Source organism: Salinisphaera sp. G21_0 (assembly GCF_017744115.1).
GTDB lineage: Bacteria > Pseudomonadota > Gammaproteobacteria > Pseudomonadales > Endozoicomonadaceae > Endozoicomonas.
On the sequence record NZ_JAGHQW010000005.1, the window covers coordinates 60,196 to 78,197 of the forward strand.

Here is an 18,002-nt window from a genome sequence, read left to right on the forward strand (position 1 = left end):
GGTGGACAGCTTCTGTTCATCATTATATAACAGCACCTCTACTATCCTATGACCAGAATAAATCAGGGGTAAGCATGAAGCTTTCTGCCTTTGGCGAAAAATTCACCAGCCATTCCGGCATCCTTTCATTAATGGATGATCTGGGTAATGCCCTTGCTGATGGTAAAGATATGATTATGATGGGCGGCGGTAATCCGGCCCATATCCCTGAAGTGGAAGCCGTATTCAGGCAGCGACTGCGGCAAATTACCGAGAGTCAGGCGGAGTTTACCCGACTGGTGGGTACCTATGATCCTCCTCAGGGAGAAAAAGACTTTGTCCGTGAGATGGCGGCTTTTCTTAATCGTCAGTTTGGCTGGCAGCTGACGGCAAACAATATTGCCTTGTCTAATGGCAGCCAGGCCGCTTTTTTTATGCTGTTCAATATGTTTGCCGGACGCTATGGGGATGGCGGGCACAAGCGTATCCAGTTACCGCTGGCACCGGAATACATCGGCTATGCCGATGCCGGGCTGAGTGATGATTTTTTTGCGGCCAATAAGCCTGAAATTGAGCATCTGGATCAGCATACGTTCAAATACCGGGTGGATTTTCAGGAGCTGGTGATTGATGACAGTATTGGTGCCATTTGTGTGTCACGCCCCACCAATCCAACCGGTAATGTACTGACAGATAGTGAAATTGAGCGGCTCGATAGCCTGGCCCTGCAACATGATATTCCCATGATCATTGATGGTGCCTACGGCACGCCGTTTCCAAAGTTGATCTTTACCGAAGCGACTCCCCGCTGGAACGAACACACCATTCTTTGCCTGAGCCTTTCCAAACTGGGGCTTCCGGCGGTCAGAACCGGTATTGTTGTTGCCAATGAGCAGGTTATCAGAGCACTGTCGGGTATTAATGCCATTATGAATCTGGCTCCAAACAGTACTGGCAGCCTGCTGGCACTGGATATGATCCGGGATGACAGTATTAACGCTCTTTGTGAGAATGTGATTCGTCCTTACTATCAAGAGAAGGCTCAGTTTGCCGTGAACTGCCTCAAAGAGAAACTGGGTGATATTCCCTGGCATGTTCATAAACCAGAAGGGGCAATGTTCCTCTGGCTATGGTTTGAAGGACTGCCTGTTTCCAGTCTGGAACTGTATGAACGACTGAAGGCAAGGAATGTGCTGGTGGTTTCCGGGCATTACTTCTTCCCGGGCATAGACGACGACTGGCCCCATAAGCATGAATGCCTCAGGCTGACGTATACCCGTGATCATCAGGACGTTGAACAGGGGCTGACTATTCTGGCGGAAGAAGTACACAAACTTTACAGGTAAACCCGTGCGGCTGAATTGTGATATGGGGGAGAGTTTTGGCCCCTGGCAAATGGGCAATGATCAGGCGGTGATGCCATGGATTGATATGGCCAATATTGCCTGTGGCTTTCACGCTTCTGACCCCGATACCATGAGTGACACCGTGCAACAGGCGGTAGACTGCGGTGTCACGATTGGGGCTCACCCCGGATATCAGGACAAGGCCGGGTTTGGTCGACGTCCCATTCCCCACAGCCCTGAAAGCATCACCGCCCTTGTGGCTTACCAGGTGGGCGCACTGGATGCTATCTGTCAGCAGTATGGCTCCCGGGTAAAGTACATTAAACCCCATGGAGCCCTTTATCATGGGATGATGAATAACCCTGATGTGTTTGAAGCCATTGTGATTGCTGCTGCAAACATGGATATCAAACCAGCGCTTATGATTCAGGCTCTGAGCAATAATGCGTTGCAAAAAAAGACAGCTGACAGGTATTCAGTGCCACTGATTTATGAAGCCTATGCAGACAGGGCTTATGACGATCATGGCTTGCTGGTATCAAGAACCTTGCCAGGGGCTGTTCACCGGGATTCAGCCACGATTCTTCAGCAGGTGAGAAGCCTGCTCTCGGGGGAAGTGAGCACCATCAGCGGAAAGCGGCTGAAGCTGAACGCCGATAGTCTGTGTGTTCATGGGGATAATCCTGACGCCATAGCGCTAATCCAGCAGATTCATCAGATTGTAAAGTCGGCAGACACTACGTCATGATGGATATCCAGCCTGTCTCAGAAACAGCGTTGATCATACGGCTGGGTGATCATATTGATACTCAGCTGGCGGTAAAAACAGGCGATATGGCTGACCATATCAGACGTAGCTATCCGTCAGAGCTTATTGAAGTTATCCCTTCTTATACGACCATCTATATTCAGTACCACCCGCTGAAAACGGATTTTATCGAATTAAAAAGCAGGCTGCAGGTGCTGGTCGATGCTTTTTTCCTGTCTGATGATAAAGATGATCGTGACCGGAAGGTCAGTAAGATAATCACCTTACCCGTTTATTACAGCCTGGAGACGGGGCCGGATTTACCGGAGGTAGCACAGTTTCATAACCGCACAGTGGCAGATGTTATCCAGATTCACAGTCAGTCGACTTATGTCGTTTGTGCTATCGGCTTCAGCCCTGGTTTTGCTTTCCTGGGGTCAGTTGACTCCGCTATTGCCACGCCAAGAAAGTCTGAGCCCCGAAAAATGCTGCCAGCTGGCAGTGTCGGGATTGCTGACCAGCAAACCGCCGTCTATCCATCAGACTCCCCGGGCGGTTGGCAGATTATTGGGAATTGTCCGGTTTCTCTGATTGATTTTGATAAAGCGCCCATGTCACCTTTCTCTGTGGGTTTATCTGTGCAGTTCCAGCCTATATCACGGGATGAGTTTTTTGCGCTTGGAGGTACTTTGTGGTCGCACTGGAAATCCTGGATCCGGGGATGATGACGCAGCTTCAGGATACTGGTCGAACGGGAATGGGTTACCAGGGCCTGGCCCAGGGTGGCCCCATGGATCTGCATGCTTATTGCTGGGCAAATTATCTTCTGGGAAACCGTATGTTTTGTTCCCAGCTGGAGATAACCGGTGGACAGGCAAGATTTTTAGCGCATCAAGCCATCACGCTGGCGTTAACAGGGGCTGATCTGGCAACCAGAGTCAATGGTCAGCCTGTTGAAGGGTGGCGGACCCTGCATCTGGATAAAGGCGATACGTTATCATTTCAGTTTCCCAAAAAAGGGCTGAGAGCCTATCTGGCCATTCCCGGCGGCTTTGCTGCACCCACAGTCTTCGGCAGTGTGGCGACCGTGGTAAGGGATGGTATTGGTGGGTTAGGGGCCAGAGTTACGAAGGAAGACAGTGGTTGCCTCATAAGGCAGGGGGATTCTCTCAAGACCGTTTCCAAAGAGGTATTTAAACCCGGCATAAACCGCATGGTGCCTGCCCGGTATATCCCGGAATATGCCGGGCCACTGAGCCTTAATCTGATGGAGTCGTATCAGGCCCGGGCTTTTTCTGCACAGAGCCGGAAAAGTCTCTATCAGACCCAATTCACGCTTTCTCCCAATAGCGACCGTATGGGGTATCGATTGGCAGGGGCTAAAATTACGCCTCCCTTCAGCGGCGTGATTTCTGAAGGCATCGCCCTGGGGGCTGTTCAGATACCTGAAAATGGGCAGCCAATTATTCTGATGCGCGACCATCAGACACTGGGTGGCTACCCCAAGTTCGGCTGTGTTGCCCAGTTGGATTTGAACAGGCTGGCACAGGCAATGCCCGGAACCCCGATACGTTTTCAGCCGATATCTTTTCAGGCAGCAGGACAAAAATTAAAAAGCTTCTACTCCTTCTTTAACCTGTAACCTGCCGTTTTCCCGTCAGGTATTGCTGCTTGCGTTATGGCAAAACAATTCTACAGTTGTCTGAAAAGAGGTGAGACTCGATGAATGTGTTCAGTTTCCCTGTGCAGATGGTGTTCGGCGTATTGGCGGGCGCAGCTTTGTCTATATCTGCGGTTTTTGCTGCGGGCAGTACTGTGCCTGCAACACCTGCGTACCTTGAACAGCCTGGTAAGTTGAGATCCATGGTGCCCCTTGACCAGCTGATAGCCAGAACCCGACATACATTCGGGAATAAGGCTTCTGACGTAGTCGTATACTCAGCCCGGTTGCAGGAAGAGGAGCAGCAGAAGGTGTTTGTCATCGACTTTATTGATGCCAATAACCAGTTGGAGCGCGTTGTTTATGGTGCTTTCAGTGGCAAGCAGATAGATCATGCCCCTATGCAGGTACCCATGCCAATGGAAGAGATCTTGTCAAAGGTGGAAAGGAAGTACCCTGGAGCAAATAGAATTCGAACCTGGCTGGAGAGGCAGGGTGGCAATATGGTCTATGCTATAGAGTTGGCTGATAAACAGTTTAAGGTAAAGCGTCGTCAGTTAACGATGGACGCTTATACCGGCAGGGTGATCACAGACGTAACGTATGACCTGAAACCGGATGGCAAGCAGATATCCCTTGAGCAGATTATCAAAAATGCACGGAAAAAGTACCGTGGGATGGTTGTGCTGAGAACCCGAAGCAGTGTCAAAAACAATATGAATGTCAGGGAAATCATTTTTCTGGATGACAATCATATAAGACATAAGATGGTGGTAAATGCAGTTGACGGGGAAGTGATTGAGGACAGAATTACGCCGTTGGGTTGGATTTGACTTAATAACATTTACTGAGGAGAGCCTTTGTGGATCCAGGCCGAGCCCTGTTACCAAATACTCCGGCCCAGGGCTCTGGTGTCGGCAGTCAGGCCAGAGAGTTACAACCGTTAACTGAGGAGATTATCGATCGTCGGTTTTGTCGGTTTTGTACAGAGTATATCGAGCGTCCTCCCTTTATGGCTTCCCGTTGTTGCGGACACAACTACCACTATGGCTGTACTGTTGTGATGACCAGAGAGATCACTCCGTGTTCAACCTGCAATATAATAATGCCCGTTGAATTTGTCAGGAATGTTGATTTTGGCGAAGAAGTAAAGAAGTACGATTGGTCCTTTTTTGAACCAGTACTGGCTCAGGGTGGCCGTGAACCGAATCGTGCCTCCGATAGTGGACCTGCCAGTGAACAGGCTGGCTCAATTGCTGCCGTTTCAGGGGTGTCCGGGCTATCAGTGACCGAAAATCAGCCTGTTGTTGGGGCGGAGGGTGGCGGTGAAAGTGCACATTCTCAAATATACCGTTCCCCGTTGGGCCCTCAGGAGCTGACTTCATCAGAGGCTCCTTATCCTCTCCTGTCGGCAGCTGCCCGGCAAAGCATCGTTCGTCCCTCACAGGAGATCGATGTAGTCCGTATGAGAATGGGATTTGAGCGGCTCCTGGCACAAATATTCAAGCCAGAAGAGCTGCTCGCTCTGGCAAGCGCAAGTGGCAGTGATTATAAGTTTCTGAGGGAGATGATGGCTCGCGGGGTGGTACCGAAATGGCAGAAAATATGTCAGAAAGAAGGCTGTCTTTGCGGCAGGCAGATGGATATTGACAAGCCCGAAGGTGCCCATGTGTTCTTTACTGCTATGCAGCAACATCTCGATCAGCTGGAGCCGGATCACCCGTTTTTTGTTACCTTCGCCTGCCTGCGACAGAATCCGGTAACGGGTTACCCGGAACCGGTTTCGCCAGTGGTGCGAATCTTTCGTCATCAGCCTGAACCGACTAAATCGACAAAGCCTGGCCTGATATTTCTATTTACCTTCAGTGAGCAGTTATCGAGCCGTTTCCTTGGGCGGCTGGGTTTCGGGAGTTTTGCCAGTGGTACCCAGTTGGTGAAATACCTCCAGTTCCTTATGCTGACCAATGGTGCAACCCAGGCTATCTTTGTTCGTCCGACCCTGGATGGGGAGTCTGATGCCGAAGCTCTGGATAGCATCGATGTCAAGGCGTTTGTTCAGCAGTACCCTCCGAGGGATTTCGGAGAAGGGATACCGTCAAAAAATGACCGGGGGATTCTTCTTGCTGCTGCCCGGAGTCTTGGTCTGCAGCGCATCCGTAAAGAGGATGCTGAAAAGGTTGTCCTGCTGAGTAACATGATTGAGGGCGGTCTGCGGAATTCTCAACTGACCGTCAAGCATGTGATTGCCCGAATGTCCGAGCTTGGTTATTGCCAGGAGCAAGAGAAAATTCTCTTTTTGAGGACCAGAGTTGGTCAGATGCCGGGTCTGCCCATGAGCGAGGCTGAGTTAGGTGTACAAATGAGCCGCTTGCAGCATCAGGTAGTTAATGCCCTGACAGAGATGTATGAAGCACGGGCCACTAACCAAACGGACTACATTCTGATGGATTTCGAGTCAGGTTTATCTGTTGATCCGCAAAAGATTCTGATGCTGGTCTGTGATACCGACAGACTGTACCTGGTGAATATGAAAGACAGGTCGGTTTCCACCCAGTGCTCGTCCAGCATTGCTGATATTTGTGACTTTTGTAAGGTGTTCATGAGCGGCTACCAAGTTCATAAGGCACATATTACCTCTTTTGTCCCAACTCAAACCCGGGAAAATCCCTCTGAATAGCCTCCGGTAGGCATGCATTTGTCAGGGAAGCTGTTTTCATAGGTAAAGTTGCAGTAAATAAGAAGCCCAATAATCGGGATAAAGTCTGGAAACGTATTTTTACGTAATGTCTTCCGTATCGTCCGGCGCTAGTCTATGCCCGAATGAAGTTCGATTTGGAGCTGGACAGCAATAACCGGTCTGGGGATGATGTTACTCCCTGAATCCTGACCGCAAGCAGTAATGGTATCGTTACTGTCTACGTAAGGACCGCTGGCCTGACACGAAAAGTGTAAGAAAGAATAAGAAATGACCTGACACAGGAAACTGTATATGACTGTTGTGACTGTTGATATCGAGAAGAATTTGCAGAACCGTCATTTTCTCAAGCTACTGGACTTCTCTCCAATGGAGATCAGCCACTTGCTGGAGCGTGCCGCACAGCTGAAAGCAGCAAAGCGATCCGGTACTGAGGCGCAGCATTTAACCGGGCGAAATATTGCCCTGATTTTTGAAAAGGCCTCGACCCGAACCCGATGTGCCTTTGAGGTGGCCTGTTTTGATCAGGGGGCCAATGTCACCTATATCGGTGGTGGCTCGCAGATGGGGGCCAAAGAAACGGTGAAAGATACTGCCCGGGTACTGGGGCGTATGTACGACGGCATTGAATTTCGTGGCCACCTGCAGCAGCACGTTGAAGATCTGGCGGCTTATTCAGGGGTGCCAGTATGGAACGGTCTGACCGATGACTGGCACCCAACCCAGGTGCTGGCGGATTTTCTGACCATGCAGGAATACGGCAATGGTCGTTCACTGAGTGAGATGAAACTCTGCTATCTCGGAGATGGGCGCAACAACGTGGCTAATTCGCTGATGGTGGGCTCTGCGAAAATGGGGGTGGATTTCAGAATTGCTGCCCCGGCAGAATTCTTCCCTGACCCTGCGCTTATCGAGCAATGTCGGGAAATTGCCCGGGAAACCGGTGCCAAAATCACCATTAGCGAATCGGTGGATGAAGCGGTGGCGGGTTGTGATTTCCTCTACACCGATGTCTGGGTTTCCATGGGTGAGCCGATGGAAGCCTGGGATGAAAGGGTCAACCTGATGAAACCTTATCAGGTGAATCAGACAGTGATGCAGAAAACAGGCAATGCCAATGTCCGTTTCCTGCACTGCCTGCCAGCCTTTCACAACGATGACACGGTGATTGGAAAAGAAGTCGCTGACAAATTTGGTATGAACGGCCTGGAAGTCACTGAGGATGTGTTCGAGTCTGACGCCTCTATTGTCTTTGATCAGGCAGAAAACCGGATGCATACCATCAAGGCGGTGATGGTGGAAACATTGGGTAACAGTCGTTAGCCCTTAGAGTGTCAGTAGTGCGTGTCAACGATGGCTACCTTCCAGAATGACACGAAGCAATAAGTCTGACCTGCTGCTTAGGTAGAACTCTGCGAAACCCGTGGAATTGTCTACTCTATTAGATGTTTAATCTGTTGATTTCCATTCGTTACCCGAAATGGTTCCTCAGCACTTTCCCTGTAAAGTACTGAGGTGACTGTATTAATGAGACGAAAAAGTTGTTTTACAGGAGGCTTGGATAGAGCCAGCAGTACAGATCAGTGTTTGGGCTTATTAGCTTAAACATACGACAATTGGCTTATGTTGTGTGCAATGAGGCGTATCACACTTACTCAGCGTTACCTGCATGACTGATGATCTCCTGGGCCTATGTCCATTCTCTTTTTTCCCAGCAGTATAGAGGAGCAGTAATGCCCCAGAGCCTATTGCGATACACCAATATTCTCAGCATCGTTGGTGACCTCATTCGCGTCCACGTTCCTAACCTGGCTGAGGGTAATGCCCAGGCCAACTATGGTGATCTGGCGTTGATTGAGCAGGATGGACAGACTTACTCCATGGCGCAGATCATCAAGATTGACCATGAAGAGGTTTCTCTCCAGGTTTTTGCCGGCACCAAGGGCCTCTCCACCGGTGCGTCAGTCTGCTTCCTGGGCCAGCCCATGAAGACCACCTACTCCCCCAATATTCTTGGGCGAATCTTCAACGGTGCCGGTGAGCCCATTGATGGCGGCCCTGCCCTGGAACAGGATCCCAGGGTGGAGATCGACGGGCCTTCGGTAAACCCGGTTCGTCGTGTACTGGCTTCCCGCATGGTGCGTACCAATGTGCCCATGATCGATGTCTTCAACACCCTGGTTGAGTCCCAGAAAATTCCTATCTTCTCCGTCGCCGGTGAACCCTACAACCGCTTCCTGGCCCGTATCGCCATTCAGGCAGAGGCGGATGTCGTAGTGTTTGGCGGCATGGGTCTGATCTTCGATGATTACCACTTCTTCCGCACCACCTTTGAAGAAGCTGGTGTCTCTGCCCGTACCGTTATGTTCACCAACCTGGCGTCTGACCCGACGGTTGAACGTCTGCTGACGCCGGATATGGCGCTGGCGGTGGCAGAACACTTCGCCGTCGAAGAGTCCAAAAAGGTGCTGGTTCTGCTGACCGACATGACCTCTTACGCCGACGCCATGAAAGAGATTGGTGTGGCCATGGACAAGATCCCTGCCAACCGTGGTTATATGGGGGATCTGTACTCCCAGCTGGCGCGTCGTTATGAAAAAGCCTGTGACTACAAAGGTGCCGGTTCTGTCACCATTCTGGCGGTGACCACCATGCCGGGCAATGACGTGACCCACCCGGTTCCGGACAACACCGGTTATATCACCGAAGGTCAGTTCTACCTGCACGAAGGGCACCTGGATCCATTTGGTTCTCTGTCCCGTTTGAAGCAGATGGTTCAGGGTAAAGAAACCCGCGAAGACCATCCCGCCATCATGAATACCATGATTCGTTTCTACTCGGACTCGGTGAATGCCGCCCAGAAACAGGCCATGGCCTTTGAACTGTCCAGCTATGACTTGAAAACCATCAAGTTCGGCAAGCTGTTCAAAAGACGCTTTATGTCTCTGGACGCTGCCATGTCCCTGGAAGAAGCGCTGGATAAGTGCTGGCAGACCATGGCTGAATGCTTTGGACCGGAAGAGACCCTGATGAAACAGAGTCTGCTGGAAAAATACTGGCCCAACCCGGAGCAGCTTTCATCAGAAAGTGATTCACAGAGAGCTGAGGAAGCTTCTGAAGCTGCAGCTGAGGCGTAATTATCATGGCCAAGGTAGCTCTCAACAAAAGTTCATTAAACAAAGAGAAGCGCAGTTTAAAGACGTACAACCGTTATCTGCCGGCCCTTGAACTCAAGCGTCAGCAGCTGATGATGGAACGTAAAAAGGCCGAAGAGGCGCTGGCACAGACGCGGGAAAATCTGGCGGAGGTGGAGGAGCTGGTCAGACAGCAGCTGCCGATGCTGGCAAGACAGGATGTTCCGGTGGATAACCTGGTGAAGGTGACGGATGTGCGCCTGACCCAGGAAAATATTGTCGGTACATCGGTTCCTCTGGTCGAGCACATTGAAATTGCGCTGACACCCTACAGTGATCTGGCCAAACCCCACTGGGTTGATTACCTGGTTGAGCTCCTGCAGCAGATGATTCGCCTGAGAATAGAACTACAGGTTCGTCAGCTGCGCCACAGGGAGCTGGACAAGGCGACACGTACCACCTCCCAGCGGGTCAACCTGTTCTCCAAGGTGCTGATTCCCCAGACCAGAAAGAACATACAGAAAATCCAGATCTATATGTCTGACCAGGACCGGGCCAGCGTAATGAACGCCAAGCTCTCCAAGGGCAAGGTTCTGGCCCAGGAAGCCAAAGGAGGTCATTCGCAGGTGGGCTGATATCCGGGTGGTATAACCTGCGAAAGCATTGATTATGGCTATTAAACGACTGAAAAAGATCACCCTTTACGGGCCGAGCCAGGAGAAGAGCGGCATCCTGAAAGAGCTGCAATCCCTGGGCTGTCTGCATCTGATTCCATTAACCGATAAACCGGTTGAGGTTCAGGTGCAGCCGGCGGAGGCCAGTGAAGCGAAAGCGTGGCTGGAGCGCAGCCCAAAACAGAGAAGGCAGATTCGCAATTTTCGTGAACATAAGGATGCTGCCCGAGTAGACGACATCGTTCATAAGATTTTGGACAACAAGTCCAAATTCCGTGAGCAGTCCGATATTCGCGACAAGCTGCAGGAACGGATTCGGGAAGTGCGTCCCTGGGGCGAGTTTACTTTTCCTGCCCTGTCTGACCTGAATGGTCAACGGTTCTGGTTCTATGTTCTGCCCAATGGTGAACTGCCGACGCTCAGGGACTCCCTTAAACAGTGCGAGCTGCCCTGGGAGCTGATCCATCAGAGCCAGAAAGACAGTTACGTCATCGTTCTTTCTGACAAGGAGCCCGAGGACTTTCTGCTTCCTGTGCATCGTTCTCATGTGGGTAAGATTCCCCTTTCCCGCCTGGAAGAGATGCTCGATGAAGCAGAGGATGCCATCGAAGATCTGCTGGCTGAGCGAGAAGCGCTGACACGCTGGCACTACCTTCTGGATCAGGTGCTTGCCGCCCGTCTGGACAGTGCAGATCTGCAGCAGGCCACCAGTGGCACTATGGATGAAGACAGCTTCTTCCTGGTGCAGGGCTGGGTACCGGTGGCTGAGCAGGCCAATGTTGAAGCCTTCACGGCTGCCCACGGTGTTGCGGCAATATTTGAAGACCCGACGGCAGACGACAATCCTCCGACGTTACTGGACAAACCGGCTGGAACCGGTGGTGGTGCGGATGCCCTTGGCTTCTTCCAGACACCCAACTACCGCGCCTGGGATCCGGGCAATGTGGTGTTTTACTCATTCTCGCTGTTCTTCGCGATGATCATGAGTGATGCCATGTACTGTCTGATTTTCGGACTGATCGTTTTCCTGTTCAGGGGCAAGCTCCGGCAGAGTGAAACCGGTCGTCGTCTGATGAATCTGGCGTACTTTATGTCCGGTGTGGGTATTGTCTGGGGTGTCTTTATCGGCAGTTACTTCGGTGCGGCACCGGACAGTGGCAGCTTATTTGGCCGTCTGGCCTTTATCGACCTCAACGATTACAACGCCATGATGAAATTGTCGGTGGTGATCGGTGTTGCGCACCTGATCGTTGCCAACGTCATGACGGCGATTGTCAATCGTGGCTCAAGTTATGCCCTGGCACCATTGGGCTGGGCGGGGTTGATGGGTGGTGGTCTGACACTGTGGCTGGGGATGACCGGTACGCTGCCAGCGGCGTTTCAATCCACCATTGGCCCGGGGCTGATGATTGCCGGTGCCCTGCTGGTATTCCTGTTCTCCAGCAGCCGCGAAGTGACATCCTTCAAGGACCTTATTCTGAGAATGCTGGATGGCCTGAAAGCCGTCTACAACATTACCAGTGCTTTTGGTGATGTACTCAGTTACATGCGCCTGTTTGCCCTCGGCCTGTCCGGTGCATCCCTGGCCATGACGTTTAACTCTCTGGCCATGGACGTTCTTAATTCCAGCCCCGTCACCGGTGTGCTGTTTGCGGGAATCATTCTGCTGCTGGGTCACCTGCTGAATTTTGCCCTGTGCATCATGAGCGGTGTGGTTCACGGCATGCGTCTTAACGTCATTGAATTTGTCAACTGGGGACTGTCTGACGAAGGCTACCCATTTAAAGTCTTTAACCAAAGAACGACCTTTAACCAGCAAACAACTTTTAGTAAAGAGGATTAACAATGGATGCACTGATTATCGCACTGGGTTGGGTAGGTGTTTTCGCACCGGTTGCTCTGGGTGCAGTGGGTTCTGCAATCGGCTGTTCCGTCGCCGGACAGTCTGCCTGTGGTGCGATGCTGGATGTGGAGAGCGGCTACGGCAAGTTCGTCGGTCTCTCGGCCATGCCATCTTCCCAGGTTATTTACGGCATTGTCATCATGTTTACCCTGAGTGGCATCGGCGTCACTCTGGCCAGCGCTCCTGGTCTGTTTGGTATTGGTCTGCTGACCGGTGTTGCCCTGATGTACTCTGCCGTCTACCAGGGACAGGCGGTTGCGGCGGCCATCAATGCTTCCAAGAACAAGCCGGAAGTGTTTGGCCTTTCGATTGCGCCTGCTGCGATCGTAGAAGGCTTTGCGGTATTTGCTTTCGTATTCGCACTGGTTATGGGCCAGGGCATCGCCGCCTGATGATGGGTAAAAGATTTGGAACCACAAAGGACACGAAGAACACGGAGAAAAGCTTTTCTTATTTCTTTCCTTTGTGAACTTGGTGAGCTTTGTGGTTCAAAAAATTGGCCCATAAGCAAATACAGGATTAGATAATGAGTACAGCAACTCCTGAAAAACAAACCGGGAAGACCGTTTCCGTCGGTGTTCAGGAACTGATCGAAAAGCTGCGTAACCAGGGCGTCGACAGCGGTCGCCAGGAAGCGGGCAAGATTATTTCTGACGCTGAAGCCAAAGCCGCCGAGCTGATCGCGGATGCCGAAAAACGCGCCAGTGCCATTGTTGGCAAGGCCCGTGAGGAAGCAGATTTTATTACCAGGGCAGGCAAAGAAGCGCTGCAGCTGGCTGAGCGAAATGCCGTCCTTGAGCTGAAAGACTATCTGCTGGAAAAATTCTCAGACCAGATCCGTGCGGTGGTCAGCCACTCCATGGAAGGCGACAAACTGCTGGAAGGGATGATTCTGGAAGTGGCTGGCCAGAACAATCTGCGCGGCGAAAACAACATCGAAGTGATCCTGCCCAGAAAAGTCATTGGTGTGGATGAACTGCGTGACAAACCTGAGCTGCTCAAGGCCGGTGGTTTGCTGGAGTTCGCCATGAAGCGGGCCAGTGAGATGCTTCAGGATGGCGTAACGTTCACCGTTGGTGGTGCTGGCCAGAGTGGCATTGCCTTTCGTCTGAAAGACAAGGATATCCAGGTCGAGCTGACCGATGAAGCCGTTGCTGCGGTTCTGCTGAAGCACCTGCAGCCACGTTTCCGTGCCCTGCTTGAAGGCATTATTAAATAATTGGTGTCAGTTCTGGTGGCAGGGAAACCCCCGCTACCCGTTCGTATAAGGGGGGGGAATTCAAAATGCCATTTGCCACAGAGACACGGAGACACGGAGAAAGAGCTTTTTTATCAGGTTTTCTTTTCTCTGTGTCTCCGTGATTCCGTGGCAAAAAAATGGCAAAACCCGGATTACTCTCCCCAAGGAGAATACAATGGCTGAAAATGCCTACTATACCCTGCTGACATCGCTGCCGCATATTGACTCACTGTTTAACAGCAAGATTACGCCTATCTCACGCATTCAGCTGGACCGCCGTCTGGCCATGTTGTCCACGGCAGATCGTGAAACACTGGTTAAGGTGGAACAGCTGGTGCACTGGAGCCATCTGGGCGAAGAGATCAAAGAAGCGTATTTGATCAATCTGGCAGAGCGCCTGTTGCAGGAGCTGGACAGTCCTGATCTGAAAGAGCTGGTGAACTGGCGTCTGGATATGCGAACCATTGCTGCCGCCTTGCGACGAAAGGCCAATGGTATTCAGGCTCCGACGTCCGCGAAATGGAGTTACGGTAGCCGCTATGCCTACATCCGCCATAACTGGAATCATCCCACCCTCGGTTTGCAGCATGCATTCCCCTGGATTCCGGTGGCGGTTGAATGCCTGAGTAAAAAAGACTACCTGACGCTGGAAAAAACAGTGATGGAAGCGGTGTGGAACAAGCTGAACGAGCTTGGTGCCAGACACCGTTTCGATTTTGAAGCCGTGGTGATCTATCTGCTGCGCTGGAACCTGGTGGCACGCTGGACCTCCTACAATGGTGAACAGGCAGTGGTTCGGTTTAATGAGCTGACCCAGCAGGCATTAGGGGAATTTGCCCACCAATTGCCGGGTTCCCCGGATTAAACGACAACGGTTATACACATGACTGAACAGACAAAAACAGATCTGATGCAACAGACCTCTGCCCGGGTGGTAGCGGTGATGGGTGATATCATCACCATCGAAAGCATCAGTGGCAAAGATGGTGCGAAAAAGCCGCTGGTTAAGAACGAGGTGGTCTATGTACTGCCAAGCCGTCGCGCCAATGAAGCGGTGGAAGAGCAGCTGATGGCCGAGATTCTCCGTGTTCGTGGCAACACGGCGGATATTCAGGTGTTTGAGGAAACCCGTGGTGTTGCTGTCGGTGACCTGATCATTCAGACCGGGCACATGCTGTCTGTGGATCTGGGGCCTGGTATTCTCAGCATGATCTACGACGGTCTGCAGAACCCGCTGGAGCGTCTGGCGAATCTGCATGGTCGCTTCCTGCAGCGTGGTGTTCAGGTTGAGTCCCTGGATCGTACCCATAACTGGGCGTTTACTGCCGTGGCTAAAATCGGCGATAAACTCCGTGCCGGTGAAACCTTTGGTACCGTTCCGGAAGGTCGCTTTACCCACAAAATCATGATTCCGTTTGATACCGTGGGTGAAGTGGAAGTGGTCTGGATTCAGGAAGGCAACTTCTCTGTTGACACTATCGTGGCTCGGGTGAAAAACCATAAGGGTGAAGAAATTCCCTTGACCATGTACCAGCGCTGGCCGGTGCGTAAGTCAATCGCTGAAACGCTGGCCGCAAAAGGCAAGACCGAGCGTCTTTACCCTAACCAGCCGCTGATCACCACCACCCGTATCGTTGATACCTTCTTCCCGATTGCCCGTGGTGGTACCGGCTGTATCCCCGGACCTTTCGGTTCCGGTAAGACAGTATTGCAGCACGGTTTTTCCCGTTACTGCGACGCGGATATCGTTATTGTCACTGCCTGCGGTGAGCGTGCCGGTGAGGTGGTTGAAACCATCGAAGAGTTCCCGCACCTGCAGGACCCCAAGACCGGTGGTGCCCTTATCGATCGTACGGTCATTATCTGTAATACGTCGTCTATGCCGGTGGCTGCCCGTGAAGCCTCTATCTATACCGGTCTGACACTGGGTGAGTACTATCGCCAGATGGGTTACAACGTGCTGGCCCTGGCTGACTCTACTTCCCGCTGGGCCCAGGCCATGCGTGAAACCTCTAACCGTCTGGAAGAAATTCCCGGTGAAGAAGGCTTCCCGGCCTATATGGACTCTGCCATCAAGGGGGTTTACGAGCGTTGTGGTGTGGTTCGCAACGAAGACGGCGACGAAGGTTCCCTGACCATGATTGGCTCTGTATCACCGGCTGGTGGTAACTTTGAAGAGCCGGTGACCCAGGCCACCCTGAGTACCGTAAAGGCGTTCCTTGGTCTGTCTTATGATCGTGCTTACAAGCGTTTCTACCCGGCGATTGATCCTCTGATCTCCTGGTCCCGTTATCTGGATCAGCTGGAAGACTGGTACTCGAAAAACCTGTCACCAGAGTGGGTCAGCAATGTCCGGGAGATGCAGGAACTGCTGGTGCGTGGTGACAGCATCAACCAGATGATGCAGGTAACTGGTGAAGAGGGTATTACTCTGGAAGACTACGTGACTTTCCAGAAGTCTTACATGCTGGACATGGTCTATCTGCAGCAGGACGCTTTTGACGATGTGGACGCTTCCTGCCCAATCCATCGTCAGCAGGAAAACTTTGACCTGGTGGTGAGCCTGATTCGTCAGCAGTACAACTTCAGCGAGAAAGAAGAGGTGCGTGATTACTTTATCAAGCTGACCGGCCTGTTCAAGAACATGCACTATGCACATCACGGATCACCTGAATACAACAACTACATGCACCGTATTCAGGAGCTTCGCAGCCATTACGCCATGGGTGCTTTAGCTGCCTGATGGCTGTTGTATAACACGTCCTGTCCAAGTCTGCCGGCGATGCCGGCAGTACTTTTTTAACCCGGATATTTTCAGATATGTCTTCGCCCATTATCCCCTGAATATCTTTGATTTAGTTTGAACTTTTTGGTTTTTTTAATATCAACACTGGCTATGTTGAAAAGAGCAGTCGGTGTTATATGGATAGCGATAAAATTTCAGGCTTGCCTGACTCTTGCATTGTTCAAACTTACCATTCTTATCAGCAAGAACGTGCGGGTGGCAGGATGGGCTCTTACCATGTTACCCCCTGTGAACATGATGACCTTTCAGGCGCTGATTCTGGCTCAAATTTGCAGGAAGACGGCAGGATGCAGCGTTTGGCTGAGAGGTTTTCAGCTATCGGTACTGTTACTCAACCAGTCTCTGCGCAAAAGATAGAAGTGAAAACCAGGGTTCAGTGTGCTTTGCAGGCATTCCTGAAACATGACATTGAGCTTTGCAGGCAATTTGTGCAGCCAGCATATCCTGACTGTGATAAAAGTTTTACCCCTCGATTTATCAGATTTTTTCCTGTTGTGTCAGGGATTTTGATCGATGCTCTTGTTGCAAAAGGAGAATCTGCCACAGACAGCGATTATGAGCTGGCAGGTGATGTCTTAAAAGACAGTGAGGTGAAAGCTGTTTTTTTCCAGCTGATAAGAGCCACTTTTTCCGGGCTGGATAGTTCCAGGAAAACTACAGCTGATCATCTTCTTAAGGCTTATAAAAAATATCCGGATGGGTGTTATGACGCAATAGTCGATGGAATCATCAGTCATAGAAAATCCCTTCCGGAATTACAGGTTGCAATGGACAGAAATCGGCTTACCCGGGGATTTCCAGCATGCTATTTTCCAATGCTGTTTGGCTCGAAGGAAGACTATTATCTGGGGGTAGATGCCCAAAATTATGATGCCAATACGGTTCATAATCTTTGTCAGGCCTTTGCAGGTTTGTTGGAGCAGTCCCGTCGTGGCGATCTTGAACCTGTGAATTTGTTGATATTGAATCAGATTCATCAACGTCTGACTAAGGATGTCAAGTCCTGGTATGGTGAACCTATATCTCCAACTTATGACTGTGCTGTATCACATGTATTTGATATTCCGAAAGAAAAATTCACGCAGTCTGGTTACCTGGAAATGATGTTATTCGTGCAGAACTGCGATAAAAAATACCGGGGTATAGATAAACTCTCTCCTGAAAATCACGCAATTTTTCATATTTGTGGCTACCATGCGCCAAATGATGAGAGACCGGGTAAAGTTACGGTCAGAGCCTATTGTGATGAGCCTGACAAAGGTAATATTCGCAAGAAAAATGTATTGATAAACGTGCTGGTTGACCATAGAAAGGCGCTGCATAGCACCCCGACTCCGGAAGATGTTCGCTTATCTACTGCCCGGCTGGCAAAGCGATTAATGCTTTTGCACTATTTTCTTGACGGAAATGGCAGAACCATTATTTACCTGATCAATCGCGAGCTGCTCAGAAATGGTCAGCCTCCGTCAATTATTCTGGATGCTGACGCCATTACTGCGAAGTCATCTGCCGAGTTCTCCCAAATGATAAAGGAAGGGCAGGATCTTTTTATCGGTATACAGCGCAATAGGCAGCCAACCTTATCTAATCCACCCTCTCTCTGTTTTCATGATCAGGCAAAAAGCAGGTTGCATGGGTATTTGCAGCAAGACTGGCGATAGGGGGTTACGGATGTTGACAGGTTGGGTTGGTATTGTTGGTAAAAAACGACAGTATATGTACAATGCAGAATGTTCTCCTCGTATAACCAGATAACTACGAGGCTAAAGCGGTCAGGGATTCGCCGTACATAATGATAAAAAAGTTCTGGCACCAGT

15 protein-coding genes are annotated in these 18,002 nt (G+C 50.9%); all 15 read left to right on the forward strand.

Translation table 11 applies throughout. The features are described from left to right. The first annotated feature begins 74 nt into the window (after nucleotides 1-74). The 15 genes from J7439_RS03875 to J7439_RS03945 all read left to right on the forward strand — a co-directional run bounded on the left by J7439_RS03875 (nucleotide 75) and on the right by J7439_RS03945 (nucleotide 17,846). Complete coding sequence (locus J7439_RS03875; protein WP_163369720.1) at nucleotides 75-1,325, forward strand: valine--pyruvate transaminase; 1,251 nt, start codon at nucleotides 75-77, stop codon at nucleotides 1,323-1,325. Between the two features lie 4 nt (nucleotides 1,326-1,329). Further along, the gene (locus J7439_RS03880) at nucleotides 1,330-2,073 is read left to right on the forward strand and encodes a 5-oxoprolinase subunit PxpA (RefSeq protein ID WP_209200515.1); all 744 of its coding nucleotides are present in this window, start codon (nucleotides 1,330-1,332) and stop codon (nucleotides 2,071-2,073) included. Further along, nucleotides 2,070-2,798, forward strand: a complete 729-nt coding sequence (gene pxpB / locus J7439_RS03885) for a 5-oxoprolinase subunit PxpB (protein ID WP_209200516.1) — start codon at nucleotides 2,070-2,072, stop codon at nucleotides 2,796-2,798. Before J7439_RS03880 ends, pxpB begins: the two co-directional genes overlap by 4 nt. Further along, nucleotides 2,765-3,715, forward strand: coding sequence for a 5-oxoprolinase subunit C family protein (locus tag J7439_RS03890; protein WP_209200517.1), 951 nt, complete (start codon nucleotides 2,765-2,767; stop codon nucleotides 3,713-3,715). Before pxpB ends, J7439_RS03890 begins: the two co-directional genes overlap by 34 nt. Nucleotides 3,716-3,795: 80 nt before the next feature. Then, on the forward strand, nucleotides 3,796-4,566 hold the full coding sequence (locus J7439_RS03895; RefSeq protein ID WP_209200518.1) for a PepSY domain-containing protein: 771 nt from the start codon (nucleotides 3,796-3,798) through the stop codon (nucleotides 4,564-4,566). Nucleotides 4,567-4,595: 29 nt separating this feature from the next. Further along, on the forward strand, nucleotides 4,596-6,410 hold the full coding sequence (locus tag J7439_RS03900; RefSeq protein WP_209200519.1) for an RING finger protein: 1,815 nt from the start codon (nucleotides 4,596-4,598) through the stop codon (nucleotides 6,408-6,410). Between the two features lie 333 nt (nucleotides 6,411-6,743). Further along, nucleotides 6,744-7,751: an ornithine carbamoyltransferase gene (argF, locus tag J7439_RS03905; RefSeq protein WP_209200599.1), complete on the forward strand. Its 1,008-nt coding sequence runs from the start codon at nucleotides 6,744-6,746 to the stop codon at nucleotides 7,749-7,751. A gap of 410 nt (nucleotides 7,752-8,161) precedes the next feature. Beyond that, nucleotides 8,162-9,565, forward strand: a complete 1,404-nt coding sequence (locus J7439_RS03910) for a V-type ATP synthase subunit B (RefSeq protein ID WP_209200520.1) — start codon at nucleotides 8,162-8,164, stop codon at nucleotides 9,563-9,565. Nucleotides 9,566-9,570: 5 nt separating this feature from the next. After that, nucleotides 9,571-10,197 (forward strand): V-type ATP synthase subunit D, encoded by a 627-nt coding sequence (locus tag J7439_RS03915; RefSeq protein ID WP_209200521.1) that lies wholly within the window; start codon nucleotides 9,571-9,573, stop codon nucleotides 10,195-10,197. Between the two features lie 34 nt (nucleotides 10,198-10,231). After that, nucleotides 10,232-12,079 carry a V-type ATP synthase subunit I gene (locus J7439_RS03920; protein ID WP_209200522.1) on the forward strand — a complete coding sequence of 616 codons (1,848 nt, stop codon included), beginning with the start codon at nucleotides 10,232-10,234 and terminating at the stop codon, nucleotides 12,077-12,079. Between the two features lie 2 nt (nucleotides 12,080-12,081). Further along, nucleotides 12,082-12,531, forward strand: coding sequence for an ATP synthase subunit C (locus J7439_RS03925; RefSeq protein ID WP_209200523.1), 450 nt, complete (start codon nucleotides 12,082-12,084; stop codon nucleotides 12,529-12,531). 134 nt (nucleotides 12,532-12,665) lie between these two features. Continuing rightward, the gene (locus tag J7439_RS03930) at nucleotides 12,666-13,358 is read left to right on the forward strand and encodes a hypothetical protein (RefSeq protein WP_101747257.1); all 693 of its coding nucleotides are present in this window, start codon (nucleotides 12,666-12,668) and stop codon (nucleotides 13,356-13,358) included. A 196-nt stretch (nucleotides 13,359-13,554) separates the two neighbouring features. Continuing rightward, on the forward strand, nucleotides 13,555-14,244 hold the full coding sequence (locus J7439_RS03935) for a DUF2764 family protein (protein ID WP_101747255.1): 690 nt from the start codon (nucleotides 13,555-13,557) through the stop codon (nucleotides 14,242-14,244). A gap of 18 nt (nucleotides 14,245-14,262) precedes the next feature. Continuing rightward, the gene (locus J7439_RS03940) at nucleotides 14,263-16,122 is read left to right on the forward strand and encodes a V-type ATP synthase subunit A (RefSeq protein ID WP_502950403.1); all 1,860 of its coding nucleotides are present in this window, start codon (nucleotides 14,263-14,265) and stop codon (nucleotides 16,120-16,122) included. 332 nt (nucleotides 16,123-16,454) lie between these two features. After that, entirely contained in the window at nucleotides 16,455-17,846 is a 1,392-nt protein-coding gene (locus tag J7439_RS03945; RefSeq protein ID WP_209200525.1) for a Fic family protein, read from the forward strand. Nucleotides 17,847-18,002 lie beyond the last annotated feature (156 nt).

What these genes read in the sequence shown, in the direction of transcription:
- J7439_RS03935 (WP_101747255.1), top strand. Translation starts at nt 13,555, where the DNA reads ATGGCTGAAAATGCCTACTATACCCTGCTGACATCGCTGCCGCATATT.
- J7439_RS03925 (WP_209200523.1), top strand. Translation starts at nt 12,082, where the DNA reads ATGGATGCACTGATTATCGCACTGGGTTGGGTAGGTGTTTTCGCACCG.
- J7439_RS03940 (WP_502950403.1), top strand. Translation starts at nt 14,263, where the DNA reads ATGACTGAACAGACAAAAACAGATCTGATGCAACAGACCTCTGCCCGG.
- J7439_RS03920 (WP_209200522.1), top strand. Translation starts at nt 10,232, where the DNA reads ATGGCTATTAAACGACTGAAAAAGATCACCCTTTACGGGCCGAGCCAG.
- J7439_RS03895 (WP_209200518.1), top strand. Translation starts at nt 3,796, where the DNA reads ATGAATGTGTTCAGTTTCCCTGTGCAGATGGTGTTCGGCGTATTGGCG.
- J7439_RS03930 (WP_101747257.1), top strand. Translation starts at nt 12,666, where the DNA reads ATGAGTACAGCAACTCCTGAAAAACAAACCGGGAAGACCGTTTCCGTC.
- J7439_RS03875 (WP_163369720.1), top strand. Translation starts at nt 75, where the DNA reads ATGAAGCTTTCTGCCTTTGGCGAAAAATTCACCAGCCATTCCGGCATC.
- J7439_RS03910 (WP_209200520.1), top strand. Translation starts at nt 8,162, where the DNA reads ATGCCCCAGAGCCTATTGCGATACACCAATATTCTCAGCATCGTTGGT.
- J7439_RS03915 (WP_209200521.1), top strand. Translation starts at nt 9,571, where the DNA reads ATGGCCAAGGTAGCTCTCAACAAAAGTTCATTAAACAAAGAGAAGCGC.
- pxpB (WP_209200516.1), top strand. Translation starts at nt 2,070, where the DNA reads ATGATGGATATCCAGCCTGTCTCAGAAACAGCGTTGATCATACGGCTG.